This window comes from Paractinoplanes atraurantiacus, assembly GCF_900215205.1.
Classification (GTDB): domain Bacteria; phylum Actinomycetota; class Actinomycetes; order Mycobacteriales; family Micromonosporaceae; genus Actinoplanes; species Actinoplanes atraurantiacus.
This window is the reverse complement of record NZ_OBDY01000002.1, coordinates 173,423-190,719: the sequence shown is the minus strand read 5'-3', so window position 1 is coordinate 190,719 and position 17,297 is coordinate 173,423. Positions and strand designations below refer to the sequence as shown.

The following is a 17,297-nucleotide window of genomic DNA, read 5'->3' as shown; positions in this document are numbered from 1 at the left end:
GCGCCTCTCAGAGGGTGGCTTCGAGATAGTTGACGACGTTGCGCTCGACGACCACGAGGAACGAGTCCGGGGTTCGGTAGACCAGGCCCGCCTCGCAGAACCGCTTGAGGAAGTAGCCCACCCGCGACCGGGTCGTGCCGACCATTCCGGACAGTTCCTCCTGCGTGATCCGCTGCTCGATGCGGATGCCGCGGGCCTGCCTCTTGCCGAGCTTGTTGGCGAGGATCAGCAGCGCGGCCGCCAGCCGGCGCTCACTGTCCATCGTGACCAGATTGGTGATGATCTGCTGCTGCTCGGCGAGCCGCAGGGTGAGGTATCGCAGGAAGGTGTCCAGCAGCTCCTGGTCGCCCAGGGCGGCCCGGAAGGAGGCGAGCGGGATGCGCCGCAGCATCGCGGTGCGCATCGTCGTGGCGGTCTCGACCCGGCCGGCCGAGAGCAGGCACAGCTCGCCGAACACGTCGCCGGCGGCATAGATGGACAACAGGCACTTCTTGCCGTCACGCGAATAGGTGACAGTCTTCACCTGCCCGCTCTCGACCAGGTATATGTAGTCGTCACGGGCACCGCAGTTGTACACGTGAGCGTTCTTCGGGAAACGGATCTGGGTGTACTGCTCGAGACGACCGCTCAGCATCTCCCGCAGCCGACGGGGGAACTCCGACGTCTCAAGGTCATCTATTTCCAACCTGCACCCCGCTTATTTCGCATTCGTCCCTTTGCAGGTCACGCATCTGTCTGCCTCCGCTCGGCTTTCACCGGCCGGGCCGGCCACGAACCCTCATGAAGTGGGCGGCCATGTCGAGCAGGGCCGTGGAGCCGCGGAAGACGGAGAGGTGGTCGCCGGCCGGCGTCACGACCAGCTCGGCGGCGGGCAGCGCGGCGGCCACGAACCGGGAGCCCTCCGGGTGGGCGGTGGTGTCGTCCTCGCTGGTCACCACGAGCGTGGGCTGGCGCACCGTGGCCAGCTCCGCGCGAACGTCGGTGCCCATGATCGCCCCGTTCAGCTGGCAGTACCGGAACAGCAGCTCCGGGGTGGCGTACGGATAGAGGACAAGGTGGGCCAGGTCCTCCGGCACGCTGCCGGTCATGGTCTGGCACACCACCGCGTGGATGCCGGAGGCGTTCACCCGTCCCCGCGTCGCCATGGCCATGAGGGCCTGCAGGTTGATCTGATGGTCGGTCTTGAAGTCGTCCCGGCCCACCTCGAAATCGCCGTGCCACAGGCTCAGCGACGACACCCGCTCGGGCGCCCGGGCGGCCGCCGCCAGGGCGATCACCGCGCCGCCGCACAGTCCCGCGACGTGCGCGGCGGCGACGCCGAAGTGGTCCATCACCGCCAGCAGGTCGCCGGCCTGGGCGTCGACCTCCAGCTCGCCGTCGAAGTCGTCGACGTCGCCGAAGAGCCCACGGCTCTCCCAGGTGACGACGTGGTGGTCGGCGGCCAGCCGGCGGATCCACGGCTCGGCCAACCGGGCCGGCATGCCGCAGGCCGACGCGATGACCACGGCCGGGGCGGCCGGGTCACCGGCCGCGTAGGCGTTCAGCGGCGTGCCGTCGGGACTCCAGGTGACCGCGCGCCGGCAGAACGCGCCGAAGTCGGCCGCCGCGGCCTCGTCGACCGCGCGGTCCATGGCCTGGTACGTGTCCGGTGTGACCTCGGCCAGCGGACCGGCCAGCTCGCCGAGCCGCAGCCGCCGGCCGACCACGTGCCCGAACAGCCCGCCGTCGGCCGGTCCGCCGGCGGTGAGCCGCAGCCGGGGCGCCGCCAGCCGGGCGGTGACCCGGTCGAGCAGGCCTTGCAGCTGCTCCAGGTTGGCCCGCGGTGGGCTGCCGTTCGTGCCGGTGACGGCTCGGACCGGAGGCTCGAGCTGGCCGGCGAGAGGGCGCAACGACAGCACGGCCTCGGCGAGTTCCGTGACATTGCGGGTGGCCTGGTTGCTGAGCACGGGTACCTCCGGTCAGCGGGCGAAGGCGTGGCCGCGGGTGGTCCGGGTGGCCAGCCGGTTGTGCCCGTACTCGTCGCCACCGTTGACCAGTACCGCCCCGTACCGCTCCAGTGAGACCCGGCCGCCGTACTCCTCGATCTCGTCGGTGTCCGGATAGACCCGCACCGCCGTGGGCACGTAGCGCGCGGCGAAGCCGAGCCGCATCTCGGAGGACTTGCCGCTGTGCGGCCAGGACGCGTGCATGAGCGTCGACCAGAACATGATCGCCTCGCCGGGCCGCATCACCATCGACACGGCCTTCGACTCGTCCGGTGTCCAGTCCGGGTCCTTCTGCAGCTGCCGGTAGTCGTAGCCGAAGAAGCCCCGCCGGGTGCCCGCCTTGTCGGCCTGGTTGATGCTGCCCGGGTCGTAGTCCATCCGCTTGGTCTCGTCGTAGTTCATCGACTCGTGCGTGCCCGGGATGAACTGGAGACAACCGGTCTCCTCGTTGGCCTCGGTGAACGCGGTCCACACCGTGATCGTGCCGCCGAACTCCTTGACCTCGTCCGGCCAGATGATCTGCGGCTTGCCCGAGGCGTTGGCGAAGGTGTCGGCCTGATGCCAGTCGGTGCCCTCGTCGCCGGGATACTTCGGGAAGAACTCGGTGCGCCAGCAGAGGACGTCGGGGCCGAGCACGCTGCTCACCCGGTCCACGATGCGGCGGTTCATCACGTGGTCGGCCAGGAACGCCATGTCCAGGTGCCGGTCGTAGTTGGAGATGTTGGTGTTGCCGGACTGGGCCGCCTCGTCCTGGTAGACGGCCATGCTGCGGTCGAGCATCTGCAGCCGCTGACGGCGCCAGGCCGAGCGCATCTCGTCGATCTCGTAGACCTTGAACGGTCCGAAGTAGCCCTGCCGCCGGAAAGTCTCCAGCTCGTCCGGGCTGAGCGCGTTCCCGCGCTGCTGGACATCCATGGTGTTCTCCTTCGTTACGCGTGGGTCGGTACGGGACGGTCGGACCGGGCGGCACGGACGACGGCGCACAGCCGCTCGACCGAGGCGATCTCGCCGAGCTCGCTGCCGGTGAGCGACACCTGCCAGCGCTCGTTGACCCGCGCGATGACGCGGATGAAGGCGAGCGAGGTGGCGCCCAGGTCGAACAGGTCCGCGTCGTACGGGAGCGTGTCGCGGCGCAGCACCTCACGCACGATCTCCGCGACGGCGTCCGGGTCGGCGCCGGCGCTCGCCTCGGCCGCGCCGCCGGTCGGGCCGGCGGCCGGCGCGGCGGCGGCCAGGGCCGCCCGGTCGGCCTTGCCCTGCGGCGTGGCCGGGATCTCGGCGACCAGCTCATAACGGGCTGGGCACAGGTGCCGGGGCAGGCGCTCGGCGGCGTACCGGGCGAGATCCTCGGTGAGGCGATCGCCGTCCTGTCCGGCTTCCGGCCGCAGGTACGCGACCAGGCGCAGATCGCCGTCGCCGAAGTCGTGCGCGGCCACCACCACCTCGGCCACGCCCGGCTGCTCGCGCAGCACGGCCTCGATCTCGTACGGCTCGATCCGGAATCCCCTGATCTTGATCTGGTCGTCGATCCGGCCCAGGTAGTGCAGCTCGCCGTGCTCGTCGCGGACCGCGAGATCGCCCGAGCGGTACGCACGCCGGCCGTCCTCGTCGGTCACGAAGCGCTCGGCCGTCAGGCCGGGCCGGTCCAGATAGCCGCGTGCGACCCCGGGCCCGCTGACCCAGATCTCCCCGGGCGTGCCGGCCGGCGCCGCGGCGCCGCGGTCGTCGCGCACGGTGACCCGCAGGTCGGGAATGGGCACGCCGATCGGGCTGACCTGCGGCCGGTCGAGGTCGGCGGCCCTGATCGGCCGGTACGTGACGTGCACCGTGGTCTCGGTGATCCCGTACATGTTGACCAGCTGGGGCCGCTCCGTGCCGAAGCGCTCGGCCCAGGGGCGCAGCATCCCGGTGTCCAGCCGCTCGCCGCCGAACACCACCACCCGCAGGGCGAGCGGGGCGTTGCCGGCCGGAGTGTCCAGCGCCGTGCAGAGCTGCCGGAACGCCGACGGGGTCTGGTTCAGCACCGTGACGCCCTCGTCGGCGAGCAGGGTGAACAGATCGGCCGGCGACCGGGTGACGGCCGGCGGCACGATGACCAGCCGGCCTCCGTACAGCAGCGCGCCCCACATCTCCCAGACCGAGAAGTCGAAGCTCGCGGAGTGGAACATGGTCCACACGTCCCGCTCGCCGAAGCCGAACCACGACTCCGTCTGCTCGAAGAGCCGCAGCACGTTGCCGTGCTCGACCAGAACGCCCTTGGGCGCGCCGGTGGAGCCGGACGTGTGGATCACATAGGCCAGGTCGCCGGCCGACGGGCCGCCGTCGAGCCGCGGGTCGTCGCCGGCCGCCGGGCCGTCCACGTCGATCATCTCGATGTCGTGCCCGGCCAGCGCACTGCGCCCGGCCGCGTCGGCGACGACCAGCTTCACCCCGGTGTCCTCGATCAGATAGCGCAGACGGGCCGGAGGGTAGGCGGGGTCGAGCGGCACGTAGGCCGCGCCCGCCTTGAGGATGCCGAGCAGGCCGGCGATCAACCCGGCCCCACGGTGGCCGCTCAGCCCGACCAGGGAGCCGGCGCCGACCCCGCGAGCGCGAAGCCGGCGGCCGATCGCCTCGGAACGCGCGTCGAGCTCGCCGTAGCTGGTCCGGGCGCCGCCGGCGCTCACCGCGACGCGCCGGGGGTCACGGCGGGCCTGCGCCGAGAAGACATCGGTCAGGGAAGTTCCAGGGATCATGCTGCACTCCCGCTCTGATCGGGCGCGCCGGTCACCGGCCACACAGGACGACTACTGGCAGAAATCAGATGATCACTGCCTGACACCATGAGGATGCTACGGAGTGGGTGCACCACCTGCTGCTCACTGTTGAGCAGCGGATGGCGGTGTCGGGGCATCGACAATCGCCGACGCCGCGAACCGCTCCGAGAGGAACGCGGCGGCACCGGACATCAGCCGGCGGGCCACCTCGTCGACGTGCCGATCACGCCATTTCTCTAGGTCGGAGCCCTGCGCCCAGCGGTTGAAGGCGCCCATCGCGGGGCCACAATGGATCTGGTAATTGACCCGGTCGGGCCCACCGGCCAGAGCCGTCTCGGTGGAGTGCCGGAAGTACCACCGCAGCACGTGGGCCATCTGCCGGCGCGGGTCGCGCTCGGCCCGGGCCAGCTGGTCCGGGTGCTGTTGGGCCAGGTAGGCGCGGGTCTCCTGCCACACCTCGTCGAAGGTGCGGCCCCAGTGCTCCTGCTCGATCGTGCGCCGGACCGGCGCCGCCACGTCGGTCAGCGACGAATACTGCCGGAATAGCTGCAAAAGCCGGTTGGCCCGCGCCGCGAACAGAGTCCCACGCCGGACCACTTGGACTCGGGCGCCGGCCTCGAGCATGTCGCCGGCCGGGGCATAGGCGGTGTCCTGTACGTCGAGCGTCGCCAGGATGTCCTTGACCTCGTCGGACGTACCCGCCTCGGGCGTGCACTGGTTGATCGACCCGGTCAGCACGAAGTCGGCGCCGAGCAGGAACATCGCGGCCACGGCCTCGGGCGTGCCGAGCCCGCCGGCCGCGCCGACCCGCACCCGGCCGGGGTAACCGCAGGCGGCGGTGACCTCGTCCCGCAGCCGCCGGATCGACGGCAGCAGCACCACGGCCGCGCCGCCGTCGGTGTGCCCGCCGGAGTCGCTCTCCACGCAGAGGTCGTCGCTGACCGGCAACTCGGCCGCCACCGCGGCCTCGTCCGGGGAGAGCCGGCCCCGTTCGACGAGCCGGCGCAGCACCGTCTCCGGAGGTGGCCGCAGGAAGGCGTCCGCCACCTCGGGCCGCGAGACCTTGGCGAGCACCCGGTTGACCACGACCGCCCGGCCGGCCCGGTCGCGGTGCGCCCCGGAGAACCGATATCGGATCAACGACGGGGTGAGCCGCGGGTAGGCGGCGGCCTCCACCTGGCGCACCCCGCGGCGCAGGTAGAGGTCGACGATCGTCTCCTCCAGGGCCGGGTTGTCCAGCGTGCAGAGCAGGTTCATCCCCCACCGCCCGCCCGGGCCGAGGGCGGCCTCCAGGGTGTCGACAGCGGCTTCGATCGCGGCCGGCCGCAGTCCGCCGGCGCCGAAGAAGCCGAGCAGCCCGGCGCGGCCGAGCCGGATGACCAGGTCGGTGGAGGCGATGCCGCGGTACATCGCCCCGGCGGCGTACGCGTACCGGACGTCGTAGTCGCGCCGGAAGGCCGCACTGCCCAGCCGGCTCGCGGGCTCCACCTCAGGAGCGGCCGGAGCGGCCGGAGCCGGTGAAACAGCCAGGGCCGCCGGAATCACCTGGGCCTGCGCGCGCCGCCTGGCCCGCGCGGCGGCGCGCCACAGTCCTGTCAGGACGGTACCCGGGCCGATCTCGGCGATCTCCTCGACGCCCTCGTCGCGCAGGTGGCGCATGCACGCGGCCCAGCGCACCGGCCGGCGGATCTGCTCGGCCAGCAGCTCCCGCACGGTGTGCGGCCGATACGGCCGACCGGTCACATTGGACAACGTCGGCAGGCCCGGGTCGGCGATCTCCACCTCGGCCAGGTGGCCGGCGAAGGCCTCGGCCGCATCGGCCATGTACCGGGAGTGGAACGCGGCGCTGACCGCGAGGGGTTGGCAGCGCCCGCCGCGGGCCCGGACGAGCTCGGCCACGGCGGCCAGCGACTCCACCGGTCCGGAGAGGACGACCTGGTCGTCGGCGTTGTCGTTGGCCACGTCGACGTCGGTGTGCCCGGTCTCGGCCAGCAGCCGCTCGGCCTCGGCGGCGATGGGCCCGAGCACGGCGAGCATGCCACCGCCCCGGGCGCGGCCCATGAGCTCGCCGCGCCGCTGGACCAGGCGCACGCCGGTGGCGAAGTCGAAGCTGCCCGCCGCGAACAGCGCCGGATACTCGCCGAGGCTGTGCCCCGCCAGGTGGCTGGGCGGCGGTTCGGAGCGGAGCCGGTCGAGGTGGCCGAGCGCCCCGACCACGAAGAGCGCGGGCTGGGCGTACCGGGTGTCGCTCAACCGGTCGCCCGGATCGAGGCGGCACAGCTCGGCCACGCTGTAGCCGAGGATCTCGTCGGCGATCCGGACCAGGCCGGGATGACGGTCGAACAGCTCCCCGCCCATGCCCCGCCGCTGGGCGCCCTGCCCCGGGAACAACCATGCGGTCATCGCTCACCCTCCCGGGTCGCGGAATCCGGTCAATCAACGGCACAGCCACGTGATCAAGGCATTTGGTCGATACAGTTACTGCCGACCAGGAGACGCACGAGGGGAATCACGGATGAGCACCCAGGCAAGCGGCACCTATCAAGTCACCGGCTGGGAAGAGGAGCCCTACGACGCGCGTGACGACGTCATCAAACTGACCCGCGCCCGCATCACGAACTCGTTCAGCGGTGACATCGAGGGTGAGGGCTCGGCGGACTGCCTCATGGCATATCCGAGCGAGACGTACGCCAGCTTCGTCGGTCTGCAGCGGGTGGTCGGCAGCGTCGGCGGCCGCAGCGGCTCGTTCATCCTGCAGACCAGCGGTGTGTTCGAGAACGGCGTGGCCAAGGCCGACTGGTTCGTGGTGCCCGACTCGGGCACCGGCGACCTGAAGGGCCTGAGCGGCAAGGGCGGTTACGTCTCGACCGATCAGACCACCTGCGACGTCAAGCTCGAGTACGACTTGGGCTGAGCCCACCGCCCCAGACGTGCGCACGCACGTCTGGGGCGCCGGCCCGCCCGGCGATCAGGTGGCGTACATGCCCCAGTGCTGCGGGGTGAGCGAGACGTCGACCATGGTGCCCGGCACGAACATCCGGGCCCACGTGCCGCCGCCCTTCTCCGGCGCGATCCGCGGCTCGAAATACAACTCGCGCACCCGCTCGTTCTTCACGTGCAGCTCGAGCAGGCGGTAATACGAGGTGATCGACTTGAGGTGGATCAGCCAGTGCATCCGGTCGGCGGTGCCGAAGGCCTCCTCGTAGACGAAGACGGTGGCCTCCCCCGGCAGGTTCTCGTTGATCGACTCGGCGACCTCCCGGGCGAACTTGCGGCCCTCCGAGCGGAAGTCGTATTCGATCAGCGCGGTGCGGTGCAGGATCAGCCCGCAGTTGCCCGAGTGCAGGATCTGGTCGGCCGGCAGGGCGACCTGCTCCCGGGCGCCGGGCAGGCCGGTGATCGGCCCCTCGGAACGGAAGACCTGGCTCTCCTTCTCCAGCTTGCCGTCGACCTTGGTGCCGTACATCCCCCAGAACTGGGGGATCATGACGGTCTCCTGCAGGCTGCCGTCAACGAAGATCTTCTCCCAGCCGCCGCCGCCCTTCTCGGCCGCGACCTCCTCCTTGATGCTGCCGCGGTAGTCCTCGTCCTCGGTGCCCATCTGCACCATGGCCTCGTAGGACTCGAGCGACTTCAGGTGGATCAGGAAGTGCATCTTGTCCTTCGTGCCGAACGTCTCCTCGTAGACGAAGACGGACGCCACGCCGGTCTGCTTGGTGTTGATCACTTCGGCCAGGCCGCGGGCGAACTTCCGGCCCTCGACGTGGAAGCCGTTCTTGAGCTGCGCGGTGCGCTCGACGATCACACCGGCGTTGGCCGACGTGAAGAGGTTCTCGATGGGCACCGAGGTCTGGTGCTGTGCCGGTTTGATGACGGACATGGATGAGTTCCCTCCTGCGGTGTGCGGTGGCGCTACCAGGTGACCGGCAGCTCGTGGACTCCGTAGACGAACATGTCGTGGCGGAACGCGACCTTCTCCACGGGCAGCGCCAGCCGGAGCCCTGGAAGCCGGCGCAACAGCGCCGTCCAGGCGATCTCCAGCTGGGCCCGCGCCAGCACCTGGCCGACGCATTGGTGCACGCCGAAGCCGAACGACAGGTGGTCGCGCGGTTCGCGGCCGATGTCGAACCGGTCCGAGCCGGCGAAGACCTCCTCGTCGCGGTTGGCGGCGGCCAGGACGACCAGCACTCCCTCACCGGACCGGATGAGCCGGCCGCCCACCTCGACGTCCTCGGTGGCGACCCGGCGGGCGCCGTAGTCGATCACCGTCTGGTGGCGGAGCACCTCCTCCACCGCGGCCGGCATGGCCTCCGGGTGGGCCCGCAGGTGCTCGACCTGCTCGGAGTGCTCCAGCAGGGCCACGGTGCCGACGCCGATCTGGTTGGCCACCGTCTCGTAGCCGGCGACCATCAGCAGGGTGGCGATGCCGAGCACCTCGGCGCGGCTCACGCCGGCCTTCTCGCGCCTCTGTACGAGGCGGCTGAGCAGGTCGTCGGCGGGTTCGGCCTCCTTGACGGCCACCAGCCGGTCGAGGTAATCGCGCATCTGGTTGCGGACGGTCAGCCGCGTCTGGGGGTCCACGTGCTGGTCCCCCATGACCTTGGTGGTCTCGTGGAAGAAGGCGCGGTCCTCGTACGCCACCCCGAGCAGCTCGGTGATCACCCGGGACGGCAGCGGCAGGGCGAACGCGTCGACCAGGTCGACCGGCGGGCCGGCCGCGAGCATCCCGTCGATCAGCTCGTCGACGATCCGCTCGATTGCCGGGCGCAGGGCGTCCACCCGCTTGCGGACCAGCTCGGGCACGAGCAGCCGGCGCAACCGGGTGTGGTCGGGCGCGTCCATGCGGATGAACGTGCCCGGGCCGGGCGGCTGGGAGGTGAGCCGCGCCGGGAAGCCCGGCTTGGCGAAGTCGGAGCTGAACCGGGTGTCACCGAGGATCGCGCGCGCGTCCTCGTGGCGGGTCACCAACCACACCGTGCTGCCGTCGAAGTCGAGGCGGACGCGGTGCATCGGCTCTTCGGTCCGCAGCCGCCCGTACTCCGCCGGCGGGTCGAGCGGACACGTGCGGCTCAACGGGTACGAGCTCGGCAGCGTCGCTTTGTCCATGCGGGGAGCGTCGCCGATCACCGGTGGCGCTCGATAGCCAACAGTGAGCATTCCGGGCCGGCGCCGGCAGACGAACGGGCCCGCCGCGACGCATCGCGGCGGGCCCTACGGGTGCGGACGGGTCAGGCTTTGCTGGGCTGCGCCGGCTCCTTGCCCTTGCGGCGGCCCATCGACGGCATGGCGCGCAACGGGACCTCCTTGAGGAACAGCGACGCGACCAGGCCGAGCGCCACGACGATGGCGGCGACGAGGAACACCCGGTGCAACGCGTCGGCCAGGTCGGCGGTCGGCACGGCGGCGGTGGAGCCCATGACCGAGCCGAGAGCGCCGGACAGGACGGCGCCCAGCGTGGCCACGCCGACCGGGCCGGCCATCATCCGCCAGAACTGCACCTGGCTGGTGGCCACGCCCATGAGCTCGGGCGGCGCCGCGCTCTGCACCACCGAGGTGGCCATCGGGAACGTGATGCCGATGCCCACGCCGATCAGGATCATCGCGACGATCGTCATGCCGCTGCCGCTGTCGGCGCCCACCCGGGACAGCATCAACAGGCCGGCGACCATGAGGGCGAAGGCGATCACGGCGAGGATCCGGTAGCGCGCGATCATGGTGAGGGCCTTGCCGGCGAACGGCGGCACGATCGCCAGGGCGAGCGTCAGCGGGATCACCAGGCTGCCCGAGAAGGCGGCGCTCACGCCCTGCACACCCTGGTAGAGCAGGGGCACGTAGAAGACCGTGCCCATCATCGCGAAGGCCGAGAAGAACGCGACCATGGCCATCACCGCGAACTGGTTGGTGCGCAGCAGGCCGAAGGGCACGATCGGGTGCGCCGCGCGCCGCTCGACCAGGAAGAACAGCACCAGCACGACGACGCCGGCGACGATCGGGACGATGACCTCGGGCGAGCCCCACGCGTGCCCGTCACCGGCCAGCGCCAGGCCGATCAGGATCGGCACCAGGCCGGCGATCAGCGTCAGCGCGCCCAGATAGTCGATGTCCCGCCACTTGGCGGTGGCCCGCACCAGCGGCACGGCGACGAGGATGGCCGCGATGGCGAGCACCAGGATCGGCACGTTGATGTAGAAGACCCAGCGCCAGCCCCACTGGTCGGTGATCAGGCCACCGAGCGGCGGCCCGATGACCATGCTGAGGCCGGCCACGCTGAACAGGATGCCCTGCATCTGGGTGCGGCGCTCGGCGGTGAAGATGTCGGCCACCACGGTGAAGATGCTCGCCATCTGGATGCCGGCGAACAGGCCCTGGGCGCCGCGGAGGATGACCAGCTCGGTCATGCTCGACGCCGCGCCGCACAGCCACGACGTGATCATGAAGCCGACGAGGCCGACGAGCAGGAACGGCTTGCGGCCGAACATGTCGCCGAGCTTGCCCGCGATCGGCACGATGACGGCCGAGGCCACGCCGTACGACACGCCGACCCACGCGTACAGCGACAGGCCGCCCAGATCGTCGACGATCTTGGGCATCGCGGTGCTGACCACCGAGACGTCGATCGAGGTGAGGGCGAGCGAGAGTACGACTCCGATGGTGGCGATCAGGCGCAGCCGCGCCGGAAGCTCCGGCACGGCGCCCGAATCGAGCGCGCCGGCCTGCGGACTGGTCACTGGAGACCTCCTCGAAATGGCATCACGCATGATCCACAAAGGACCTGCGCCTCTTGCAGCATAGTGACCTGACCAACCGCAAGAAAGAGACGTACATAAATGCGGTGAAAGCAATCCGACATCGCGCAGCATTGCGCCGCCGTCCCATCGGCGCTGCTCATTCCTGAGCATTACGGGGCCCGCGCTGTCAACGGCGCAATTTTGAGCGGACAGAACGGGAGGACAATTCCTACCGTCCCAGCATGCCCACCGCGACCCGTCTCACCTCGATGTTCCTTCTCCAACTGGGCGTAATCATCGTCGCCTATCGGCTGCTGACCCCGCTGTTCCGCCGGCTGCGCCAGACCCAGGTGGTGGCCGTGATGGTCGCCGGTGTCCTGCTCGGCCCCTCGCTGTTCGGGCTGGTCGCGCCGGGCGCGCAGGAATGGCTGTTCCCGCGCGAGATCGAGATCGGCGGCGAGGCCGTGCCGCACCCCTCGGCGACCATTCTGTACGTGGTCGGCCAGCTCGGCCTGGTGCTCTACATGTTCGTGGTCGGCACCGCGCTGCGGACCGACCTGCTGACCCGGCACCTGCGCACGGCCGGCGCCACGGCGCTGACCGGGCTGGCGGTGCCGACCCTCGCCGGCGCCGGGCTGGGCTGGCTGATGGTCCACCACGGCGGGGCGGCCCTGTTCCCGGCCGGCGTCTCCGGCTGGCAGGGCGCGCTGTTCATCGCGGCCGCCATCTCGGTCACCGCCTTCCCCATGCTGGCCTGGATGATCAGCGAGGCCGGGCTGCGCGAGACCCGGCTCGGCACGCTGGCGCTCTCCTGCGCCGCCGTGGACGACGCGGCCGCCTGGATCCTGCTGGCCGTCGTGGTGGCCACCACCGGCGGCAGCGCGTGGACCGGGGCGACGGCCGTCGGCCTCACTGTGGTCTTCGTCGCCGTCATGCTGACCGCCGGCCGCCGGCTGCTCGCCCGGCTCGGCCCGCGAGCCGACGCCGCCGTCACCGCGGGAGGTCTCCCGGCGGGCCCGTTGCTGATCGCCGTACTGGTCATGCTCGCGTGTGCCTGGACCACCGACGCCATCGGCGTCCACTCCGTGTTCGGCGCGTTCCTCGCCGGTGTGGCCATGCCCCGCGGGGCGTTCACCACGGCCCTCGGCGAACGGCTGGAGCCGCTGGTGACGTACGTGCTGCTGCCGGCCTTTTTCGTCTATTCCGGACTGAACACCGACCTGCGCCTGTTCGTCGACCCCGCGGTGGCCTGGTACCTGGTCCTCACCCTGGTCGTCGCTTTCGTCGCGAAGGGCGCGGCGGTCGCCTTCTCCGGGCGGTGGCAGGGCCTGGACTGGCCCGAGTCGCTCTCGCTGGGTGCGCTGATGAATGCCCGCGGCATGGTGGAGCTCGTCCTGCTCAACGTGGGCCTCACCGCCGGGCTGGTCACCCCGCAGCTGTACGCGGTCCTGGCCGTGATGACCATCGTGACCACGGTCGTGGCCAACCCGCTGCAGTTGTGGTTCAACCGTGCGAGACGCGCCACCGCGCTGCGCCGGCCGCCGGCCGACCGGGTCGCGCCCCGGACCGGCGCCTGAGACCCCGCGCCGCACGGACCGCGGCCCGGCCTCCCGAGGGATGCCGGGCCGCGACGCGGAGCAGGGTCAGCGACCGTACGGGACCACCCGGGTCGCCATGGCCAGCGCGTGCGTGCGCATCACCACGTTGATCGCGGCGGTCGGCAGGTCGGCCGGGATCTGCAGATCGGCCGTGTCGAGCGCGACCACGGTGAAGGTGTACCGGTGGGGCCGCTCGCCGGCCGGCGGGCACGGGCCGCCGTAGCCGCTCAGCCCGAAGTCGCTGCGGGCCAGCACCGCGGGCGCGGGCAGACCGGCGTTGCCCGGCGTGCCGGCACCGGCCGGCAGCGAAGTGGCGGTGCCGGGGATGTTGAACACCGTCCAGTGCCAGAAGCCGCTGCTGGTGGGTGCGTCCACATCGAACAACGTGACCAGGAAGCCCTTGGTGCCGGCCGGCGCGCCGCGCCACCGCAGGGCGGGCGACTGGTTGCCGCCGGTGCAGCCGAAGCCCGCGAGGACCTCGGTGTCGCGGAACGTGGCACCCGGCGGGATGTCGGGCAGGTCGACGGCGAACGACGGGATCGTGGGAGCCAGCGCCGGCCGCTGGGCCACGACCACGCGCGGGCGGAGCGGGTCGAATCGTGTCGGGGAAGCGGTGGCGTCGCCGGGCACCGCCCACAGCGCCACGATCATGGCGGCGACGAACGAGCCGAGAATCCGCTTCCGCGGCCTGGTGAGGTTGGACATGGAGTTCCTTCCGTCAGGATGAGCTCAACCGGCCGCCGGCCACACGCGCCGCACGGCGCTGTCGATGATGGACGGTCCGCCGCCCTTCTGTCTGTCCCGGGTTGAGCATCCGGACCGAGGAGGCCGCCGGGCCCGGCACCCGTCAATGCGCGGGGCCGGCGACACCAGCCACCAGCGCCAGGCGCATCTTGGTGTCGTCATCGGTGCCCGGCGCCGCGGTCAGGATCACCACTTTCAGATCCTCGTCGCCGTCCCGCATGACGTCGCAGTCGACCTCGATCGGCCCGACCTCCGGATGCGCGACGATCTTGTGGTCCTCGCGATGGGCGCCGACCGCCCCGGCCCGCCACAGCTGCGCGAAGCGCTCGTTGCCCGCGGTCAGGTCCCGGATGAGGCGGGCCAGTCCGCGGTCACCGGGAAAGCGCCCGGTGGCGCGGCGCAGGTCCGAGACGACGGCGGCCTCCACCGCGTCGCCGGCATCCGAGGTCACCGGCCACTGCGCGAGCCGCGGTGTGTGGTCATCGACCGGGAAGGTGTCCCGCGCGAAGTTGCGCAGCGCCGGTGGTGTCGACGACGGATGGCGCGAGATCTGGCCGTCCGCCGGCGGCTCCAGATGCGCCAGCCGGTACAGATGGTCGCGTTCGGTGTGGGTCAGCTGAAGAGCGCGGGCGAGCGCGGCGACCACCTGAGCGGACGGGGTGGTGACGCGGCCCTGCTCGAGACGGACGACATAGTCGACCGAGATGCCGGCCAGGGCGGCGACCTCTTCCCGGCGCAGACCGTCGGCCCGGCGCGTCCCGCCCTGGGGCAGCCCCACCGCGGCCGGGGTCAGCCGGTCGCGCCAGGCGCGCAATGTCGCTCCTAGTCCGGCTTTGCCCGCGCTCATGGACCTATTCTGTCGCGCGGCCCGAAGGCGAGGGTGGTAAAGGTTTTCCTACCGTCAACCCTTCTCTGGTACGTCCCTTTCTTCCGCCGAACCATGAACACATGACAAACAGCGCTATCGCTCACCTCATCGACGAGGCCGCCGTCCGCGACGCCATCGTCCGATTCGCCGATGTCGCCGTCCGCGGCGATTACGACGCCTTCCGCGCCCGGTGGTCCGAGGACGCCACCTGGGTCATCGGTGACACGGCCACCACCCGTTCGATGTGCCACGAAGCCGCCCGCGGTCCCGGCGAGAGCTACTACCGGAACAACGGGGTGTGGACCGACACGTTCCGGCGCACGCGGGACGGCTGGGTCTTCACCAACCGCACCTTTCAGTACCTGTGGCTCGACTTCTCCCCGTTCACCGGCGACATCTCCTGGCCGGGCACAGGCGCACGCTGACCCGGCACCGACCGCGTCCGGACGGCGCCGACGTTGGCCGCGACGACCAGCGCGATGGCCAGCCCTTCAACCGGGGTGAGCTGCTGGCGCAGGACGACATAGCCGGCGATCGCGGCGACGGCGGGCCCCAGGCTCATCAGTACGGCGAAGGTCGTGGTGGGCATCCGGCGCAGTGCCAGCAACTCCAGCGTGTAGGGCAACGCTGAGGACAACAGCGCCACCGCCGCGCCCATCGCCAGAACGGAAGGGTTCACCAGGGTGGTTCCCGCTGTGGCGGCGCCGAAGGGAAGAGTGATGACCGCGGCGGCGGTCATGGCCAGGGCCAGGCCGTCGGCCCGGGGGAAGCGTTGACCGGCCCGGGCGCTGGCCATGATGTATCCGGCCCAAACAGCTCCCGCCGCGGCCGCGAAGCCGATCCCCGCCGGGGTGAGCCGATCGAATCCGGCGCTGCTCAGCAACGCCACCCCGGCGGCGGCCAGGCCGGCCCACAGCCAACTCGCCGCGCGGCGGCCGGTCACCACCGACAGCACGAGCGGTCCCAGCACCTCCAGCATCACCACGGGACCGAGCGGGATCTGCGCGATCGCGTGGTAGGCCAGCGTGTTCATGCCGGCCAGCGCCGCACCGAAAGCGCCGATCAGCAACCAGTCCGCGCGCCGATATCCGCGCACGCGGGGCCGGCACCCCGCCAGCAGCACGAGCGCCGCGATCGTCAGCCGCAGTGTCACGACTCCGTCCACCCCGGCCCGGGGGAACAGCAGCGCCGCTGTCGCGCCGCCGAACGGACCCGACAGCAAGGCCCCCAATACCAGCCCTGTGGAGGCGAAGGAGTTGGTCATGCGGTCGACGCTAAGAGTCAGCTCTCGACAGCAGAAATGCCGAATTTGCTGCGGTTATGCTCTGTCGTTATGACCGTGGAGCTGCGGCATCTGCGCGCCTTCCTCGCCATCGCGGCCGAAGGCACCATCACCGGGGCGGCGGCCCGGCTGCACGTGACGCAACCCGCGCTCTCCCGCACGCTGCGCCAGCTGGAGGCGCACCTCGGTGCCCGCCTGATCGACCGGTCCACCCATCACCTCGAGCTCACCGCCGCCGGACACGCTTTCCGGCCGCGAGCCGCGGCCGCGGTCACGGCCGTCGACGAGGCACTGGACCCGGCCCGCGCCGGGACGTGGCCCCTGCGCCTCGGCCACGCCTGGTCGGCACTGGGCGAACACACCACGCCACTGCTGCGACGCTGGAAGCAGGAGCACCCGGACACGCCTCTGCAGCTCCTGCGCGTCGACGATCGCACCGCCGGGCTGGACCACGGCACCGTCGACGTCGCCGTCATCCGGGGTGATGTCGACCTGCCGGCCGAGGTGGCCACGGTGGTCCTCCTGTTCGAGCCGCGCGTCGCCGCCGTCGCCGCCGACAGCTTTCTCACCCGGAAGGCACGTCTCACCCTGCACGAGCTCGTCGGCAAGCCGATCGCCGTCAACACCATCGCCGGCACCGCGACCCTGGGCCTCTGGCCTCCGGACGCCGCTCCGAACGACACCGTCGAGGTGGCCAACACCGACGACTGGATCGCGGCCATCGCCGCCGGCACCGCGGTCGGCGTCACCACCACCGCCACCGCGGCGGCGTACCCGAATCCGGCCGTCGCCTACCTCCCGCTCGCCGACGTGCCGGTCGTCCCGGTCCGCCTGGCCTGGAGGCAACCGCCGAGCCATCCCGCCGTACCGGATCTCATCGCCTTCGCCCGGCGCTTCATGACGGCTCAGCCGCCTTCAGGAGCAGGTCGTGAAGGGTTTCGCGCTCGTCGGGGCTGAGCCGGCCGAGGGACTCGGTGAGGACGGCGTCGACGGCCTCGCCCCCGGCCCGGCGCAGGTCGTCGCCGGTGGGGGTGAGCTGGTGCTGGACCTTGCGGCCGGGGCCGCCGACCCGCTCGATGAGGCCGCGGTCGACCATGCGCTTGGCGAGCTCGCCCATGGACTGGTCGGTCTGGAAGGTCAGCTCGGCCAGCCGGTGCAGCGAGGCGCCGGGGTTGGCGTGCAGGTGGCGCAGCGTGTCCCACTGCACCAGGGACAGGCCCAGCGGGGCCAGGCGCCGGTTCGCCTCGCGGTGGTGGCGCCACTGGAGTCGCTTGACGGCCAGGCCGACCTGCTGGAGAGAGCTACTCATCACCGGAGGCTATCGCAAGGTTGTTGA

The 17,297-nt window shown here is 71.3% G+C and carries 16 protein-coding genes; 4 read left to right on the top strand and 12 right to left on the bottom strand.

Going from position 1 to position 17,297, the window contains the following annotated elements:
- Nucleotides 1-7: 7 nt before the first annotated feature.
- The 5 genes from CRP55_RS07570 to fabD form a co-directional block, all read right to left on the bottom strand.
- The gene (locus tag CRP55_RS07570; RefSeq protein WP_097318949.1) at nt 8-634 is read right to left on the bottom strand and encodes a Crp/Fnr family transcriptional regulator; all 627 of its coding nucleotides are present in this window, start codon (nt 632-634) and stop codon (nt 8-10) included.
- A 118-nt stretch (nt 635-752) separates the two neighbouring features.
- The gene (locus CRP55_RS07565) at nt 753-1,946 is read right to left on the bottom strand and encodes an alpha/beta fold hydrolase (RefSeq protein ID WP_097318948.1); all 1,194 of its coding nucleotides are present in this window, start codon (nt 1,944-1,946) and stop codon (nt 753-755) included.
- Nucleotides 1,947-1,958: 12 nt separating this feature from the next.
- A complete protein-coding gene (locus CRP55_RS07560; protein WP_097318947.1) occupies nt 1,959-2,900 on the bottom strand; it encodes a chlorinating enzyme in 942 nt (313 codons plus the stop codon).
- A gap of 14 nt (nt 2,901-2,914) precedes the next feature.
- Nucleotides 2,915-4,720, bottom strand: coding sequence for an amino acid adenylation domain-containing protein (locus CRP55_RS07555; RefSeq protein ID WP_097318946.1), 1,806 nt, complete (start codon nt 4,718-4,720; stop codon nt 2,915-2,917).
- 123 nt (nt 4,721-4,843) lie between these two features.
- On the bottom strand, nt 4,844-7,144 hold the full coding sequence (gene fabD / locus CRP55_RS07550) for an ACP S-malonyltransferase (protein ID WP_097318945.1): 2,301 nt from the start codon (nt 7,142-7,144) through the stop codon (nt 4,844-4,846).
- A 112-nt stretch (nt 7,145-7,256) separates the two neighbouring features.
- Here fabD and CRP55_RS07545 point away from each other — a divergent pair, with 112 nt between their 5' ends.
- Complete coding sequence (locus CRP55_RS07545; RefSeq protein WP_179855059.1) at nt 7,257-7,655, top strand: DUF3224 domain-containing protein; 399 nt, start codon at nt 7,257-7,259, stop codon at nt 7,653-7,655.
- A gap of 54 nt (nt 7,656-7,709) precedes the next feature.
- Here CRP55_RS07545 and CRP55_RS07540 read toward each other — a convergent pair whose 3' ends face one another.
- The 3 genes from CRP55_RS07540 to CRP55_RS07530 form a co-directional block, all read right to left on the bottom strand.
- Nucleotides 7,710-8,621 (bottom strand): DUF6039 family protein, encoded by a 912-nt coding sequence (locus CRP55_RS07540; protein ID WP_097318943.1) that lies wholly within the window; start codon nt 8,619-8,621, stop codon nt 7,710-7,712.
- Between the two features lie 32 nt (nt 8,622-8,653).
- A complete protein-coding gene (locus tag CRP55_RS07535; protein WP_097319226.1) occupies nt 8,654-9,847 on the bottom strand; it encodes a cytochrome P450 in 1,194 nt (397 codons plus the stop codon).
- Nucleotides 9,848-9,969: 122 nt separating this feature from the next.
- The gene (locus tag CRP55_RS07530) at nt 9,970-11,469 is read right to left on the bottom strand and encodes an MDR family MFS transporter (protein WP_179855058.1); all 1,500 of its coding nucleotides are present in this window, start codon (nt 11,467-11,469) and stop codon (nt 9,970-9,972) included.
- A gap of 242 nt (nt 11,470-11,711) precedes the next feature.
- Here CRP55_RS07530 and CRP55_RS07525 point away from each other — a divergent pair, with 242 nt between their 5' ends.
- Nucleotides 11,712-13,046 carry a cation:proton antiporter gene (locus tag CRP55_RS07525; RefSeq protein ID WP_097318941.1) on the top strand — a complete coding sequence of 445 codons (1,335 nt, stop codon included), beginning with the start codon at nt 11,712-11,714 and terminating at the stop codon, nt 13,044-13,046.
- 66 nt (nt 13,047-13,112) lie between these two features.
- On the opposite strand, the gene CRP55_RS07520 is transcribed toward CRP55_RS07525, so the two are convergent.
- Together CRP55_RS07520 and CRP55_RS07515 are read right to left on the bottom strand one after the other, a co-directional pair.
- Nucleotides 13,113-13,772 (bottom strand): YbhB/YbcL family Raf kinase inhibitor-like protein, encoded by a 660-nt coding sequence (locus CRP55_RS07520; protein ID WP_245922865.1) that lies wholly within the window; start codon nt 13,770-13,772, stop codon nt 13,113-13,115.
- Between the two features lie 142 nt (nt 13,773-13,914).
- Complete coding sequence (locus tag CRP55_RS07515; RefSeq protein ID WP_097318940.1) at nt 13,915-14,658, bottom strand: helix-turn-helix domain-containing protein; 744 nt, start codon at nt 14,656-14,658, stop codon at nt 13,915-13,917.
- 101 nt (nt 14,659-14,759) lie between these two features.
- Here CRP55_RS07515 and CRP55_RS07510 point away from each other — a divergent pair, with 101 nt between their 5' ends.
- Nucleotides 14,760-15,104, top strand: coding sequence for a Cif family virulence factor (locus CRP55_RS07510; RefSeq protein WP_097318939.1), 345 nt, complete (start codon nt 14,760-14,762; stop codon nt 15,102-15,104).
- Here the strand turns inward: CRP55_RS07510 and CRP55_RS07505 are convergent.
- Nucleotides 15,035-15,943, bottom strand: coding sequence for an EamA family transporter (locus CRP55_RS07505; protein ID WP_097318938.1), 909 nt, complete (start codon nt 15,941-15,943; stop codon nt 15,035-15,037). The two genes, CRP55_RS07510 and CRP55_RS07505, sit on opposite strands and share 70 nt — an antisense overlap.
- A 69-nt stretch (nt 15,944-16,012) precedes the next feature.
- Between CRP55_RS07505 and CRP55_RS07500 the strand changes: the two genes are divergently transcribed.
- Entirely contained in the window at nt 16,013-16,918 is a 906-nt protein-coding gene (locus CRP55_RS07500) for a LysR family transcriptional regulator (RefSeq protein ID WP_097318937.1), read from the top strand.
- Here the strand turns inward: CRP55_RS07500 and CRP55_RS07495 are convergent.
- A complete protein-coding gene (locus CRP55_RS07495; protein WP_097318936.1) occupies nt 16,857-17,270 on the bottom strand; it encodes a MarR family winged helix-turn-helix transcriptional regulator in 414 nt (137 codons plus the stop codon). The genes CRP55_RS07500 and CRP55_RS07495 overlap by 62 nt on opposite strands.
- Nucleotides 17,271-17,297: the final 27 nt, after the last annotated feature.

Bases quoted from the DNA above. Each gene is read 5' to 3' on its own strand.
- CRP55_RS07500 (WP_097318937.1), top strand. From the start codon at position 16,013: ATGACCGTGGAGCTGCGGCATCTGCGCGCCTTCCTCGCCATCGCGGCC.
- CRP55_RS07510 (WP_097318939.1), top strand. From the start codon at position 14,760: ATGACAAACAGCGCTATCGCTCACCTCATCGACGAGGCCGCCGTCCGC.
- CRP55_RS07495 (WP_097318936.1), bottom strand. From the start codon at position 17,270: ATGAGTAGCTCTCTCCAGCAGGTCGGCCTGGCCGTCAAGCGACTCCAG.
- CRP55_RS07555 (WP_097318946.1), bottom strand. From the start codon at position 4,720: ATGATCCCTGGAACTTCCCTGACCGATGTCTTCTCGGCGCAGGCCCGC.
- CRP55_RS07505 (WP_097318938.1), bottom strand. From the start codon at position 15,943: ATGACCAACTCCTTCGCCTCCACAGGGCTGGTATTGGGGGCCTTGCTG.
- CRP55_RS07540 (WP_097318943.1), bottom strand. From the start codon at position 8,621: ATGTCCGTCATCAAACCGGCACAGCACCAGACCTCGGTGCCCATCGAG.
- CRP55_RS07520 (WP_245922865.1), bottom strand. From the start codon at position 13,772: ATGTCCAACCTCACCAGGCCGCGGAAGCGGATTCTCGGCTCGTTCGTC.
- CRP55_RS07515 (WP_097318940.1), bottom strand. From the start codon at position 14,658: ATGAGCGCGGGCAAAGCCGGACTAGGAGCGACATTGCGCGCCTGGCGC.
- CRP55_RS07535 (WP_097319226.1), bottom strand. From the start codon at position 9,847: ATGGACAAAGCGACGCTGCCGAGCTCGTACCCGTTGAGCCGCACGTGT.
- CRP55_RS07570 (WP_097318949.1), bottom strand. From the start codon at position 634: ATGCTGAGCGGTCGTCTCGAGCAGTACACCCAGATCCGTTTCCCGAAG.
- CRP55_RS07560 (WP_097318947.1), bottom strand. From the start codon at position 2,900: ATGGATGTCCAGCAGCGCGGGAACGCGCTCAGCCCGGACGAGCTGGAG.
- CRP55_RS07525 (WP_097318941.1), top strand. From the start codon at position 11,712: ATGCCCACCGCGACCCGTCTCACCTCGATGTTCCTTCTCCAACTGGGC.
- CRP55_RS07545 (WP_179855059.1), top strand. From the start codon at position 7,257: ATGAGCACCCAGGCAAGCGGCACCTATCAAGTCACCGGCTGGGAAGAG.
- fabD (WP_097318945.1), bottom strand. From the start codon at position 7,144: ATGACCGCATGGTTGTTCCCGGGGCAGGGCGCCCAGCGGCGGGGCATG.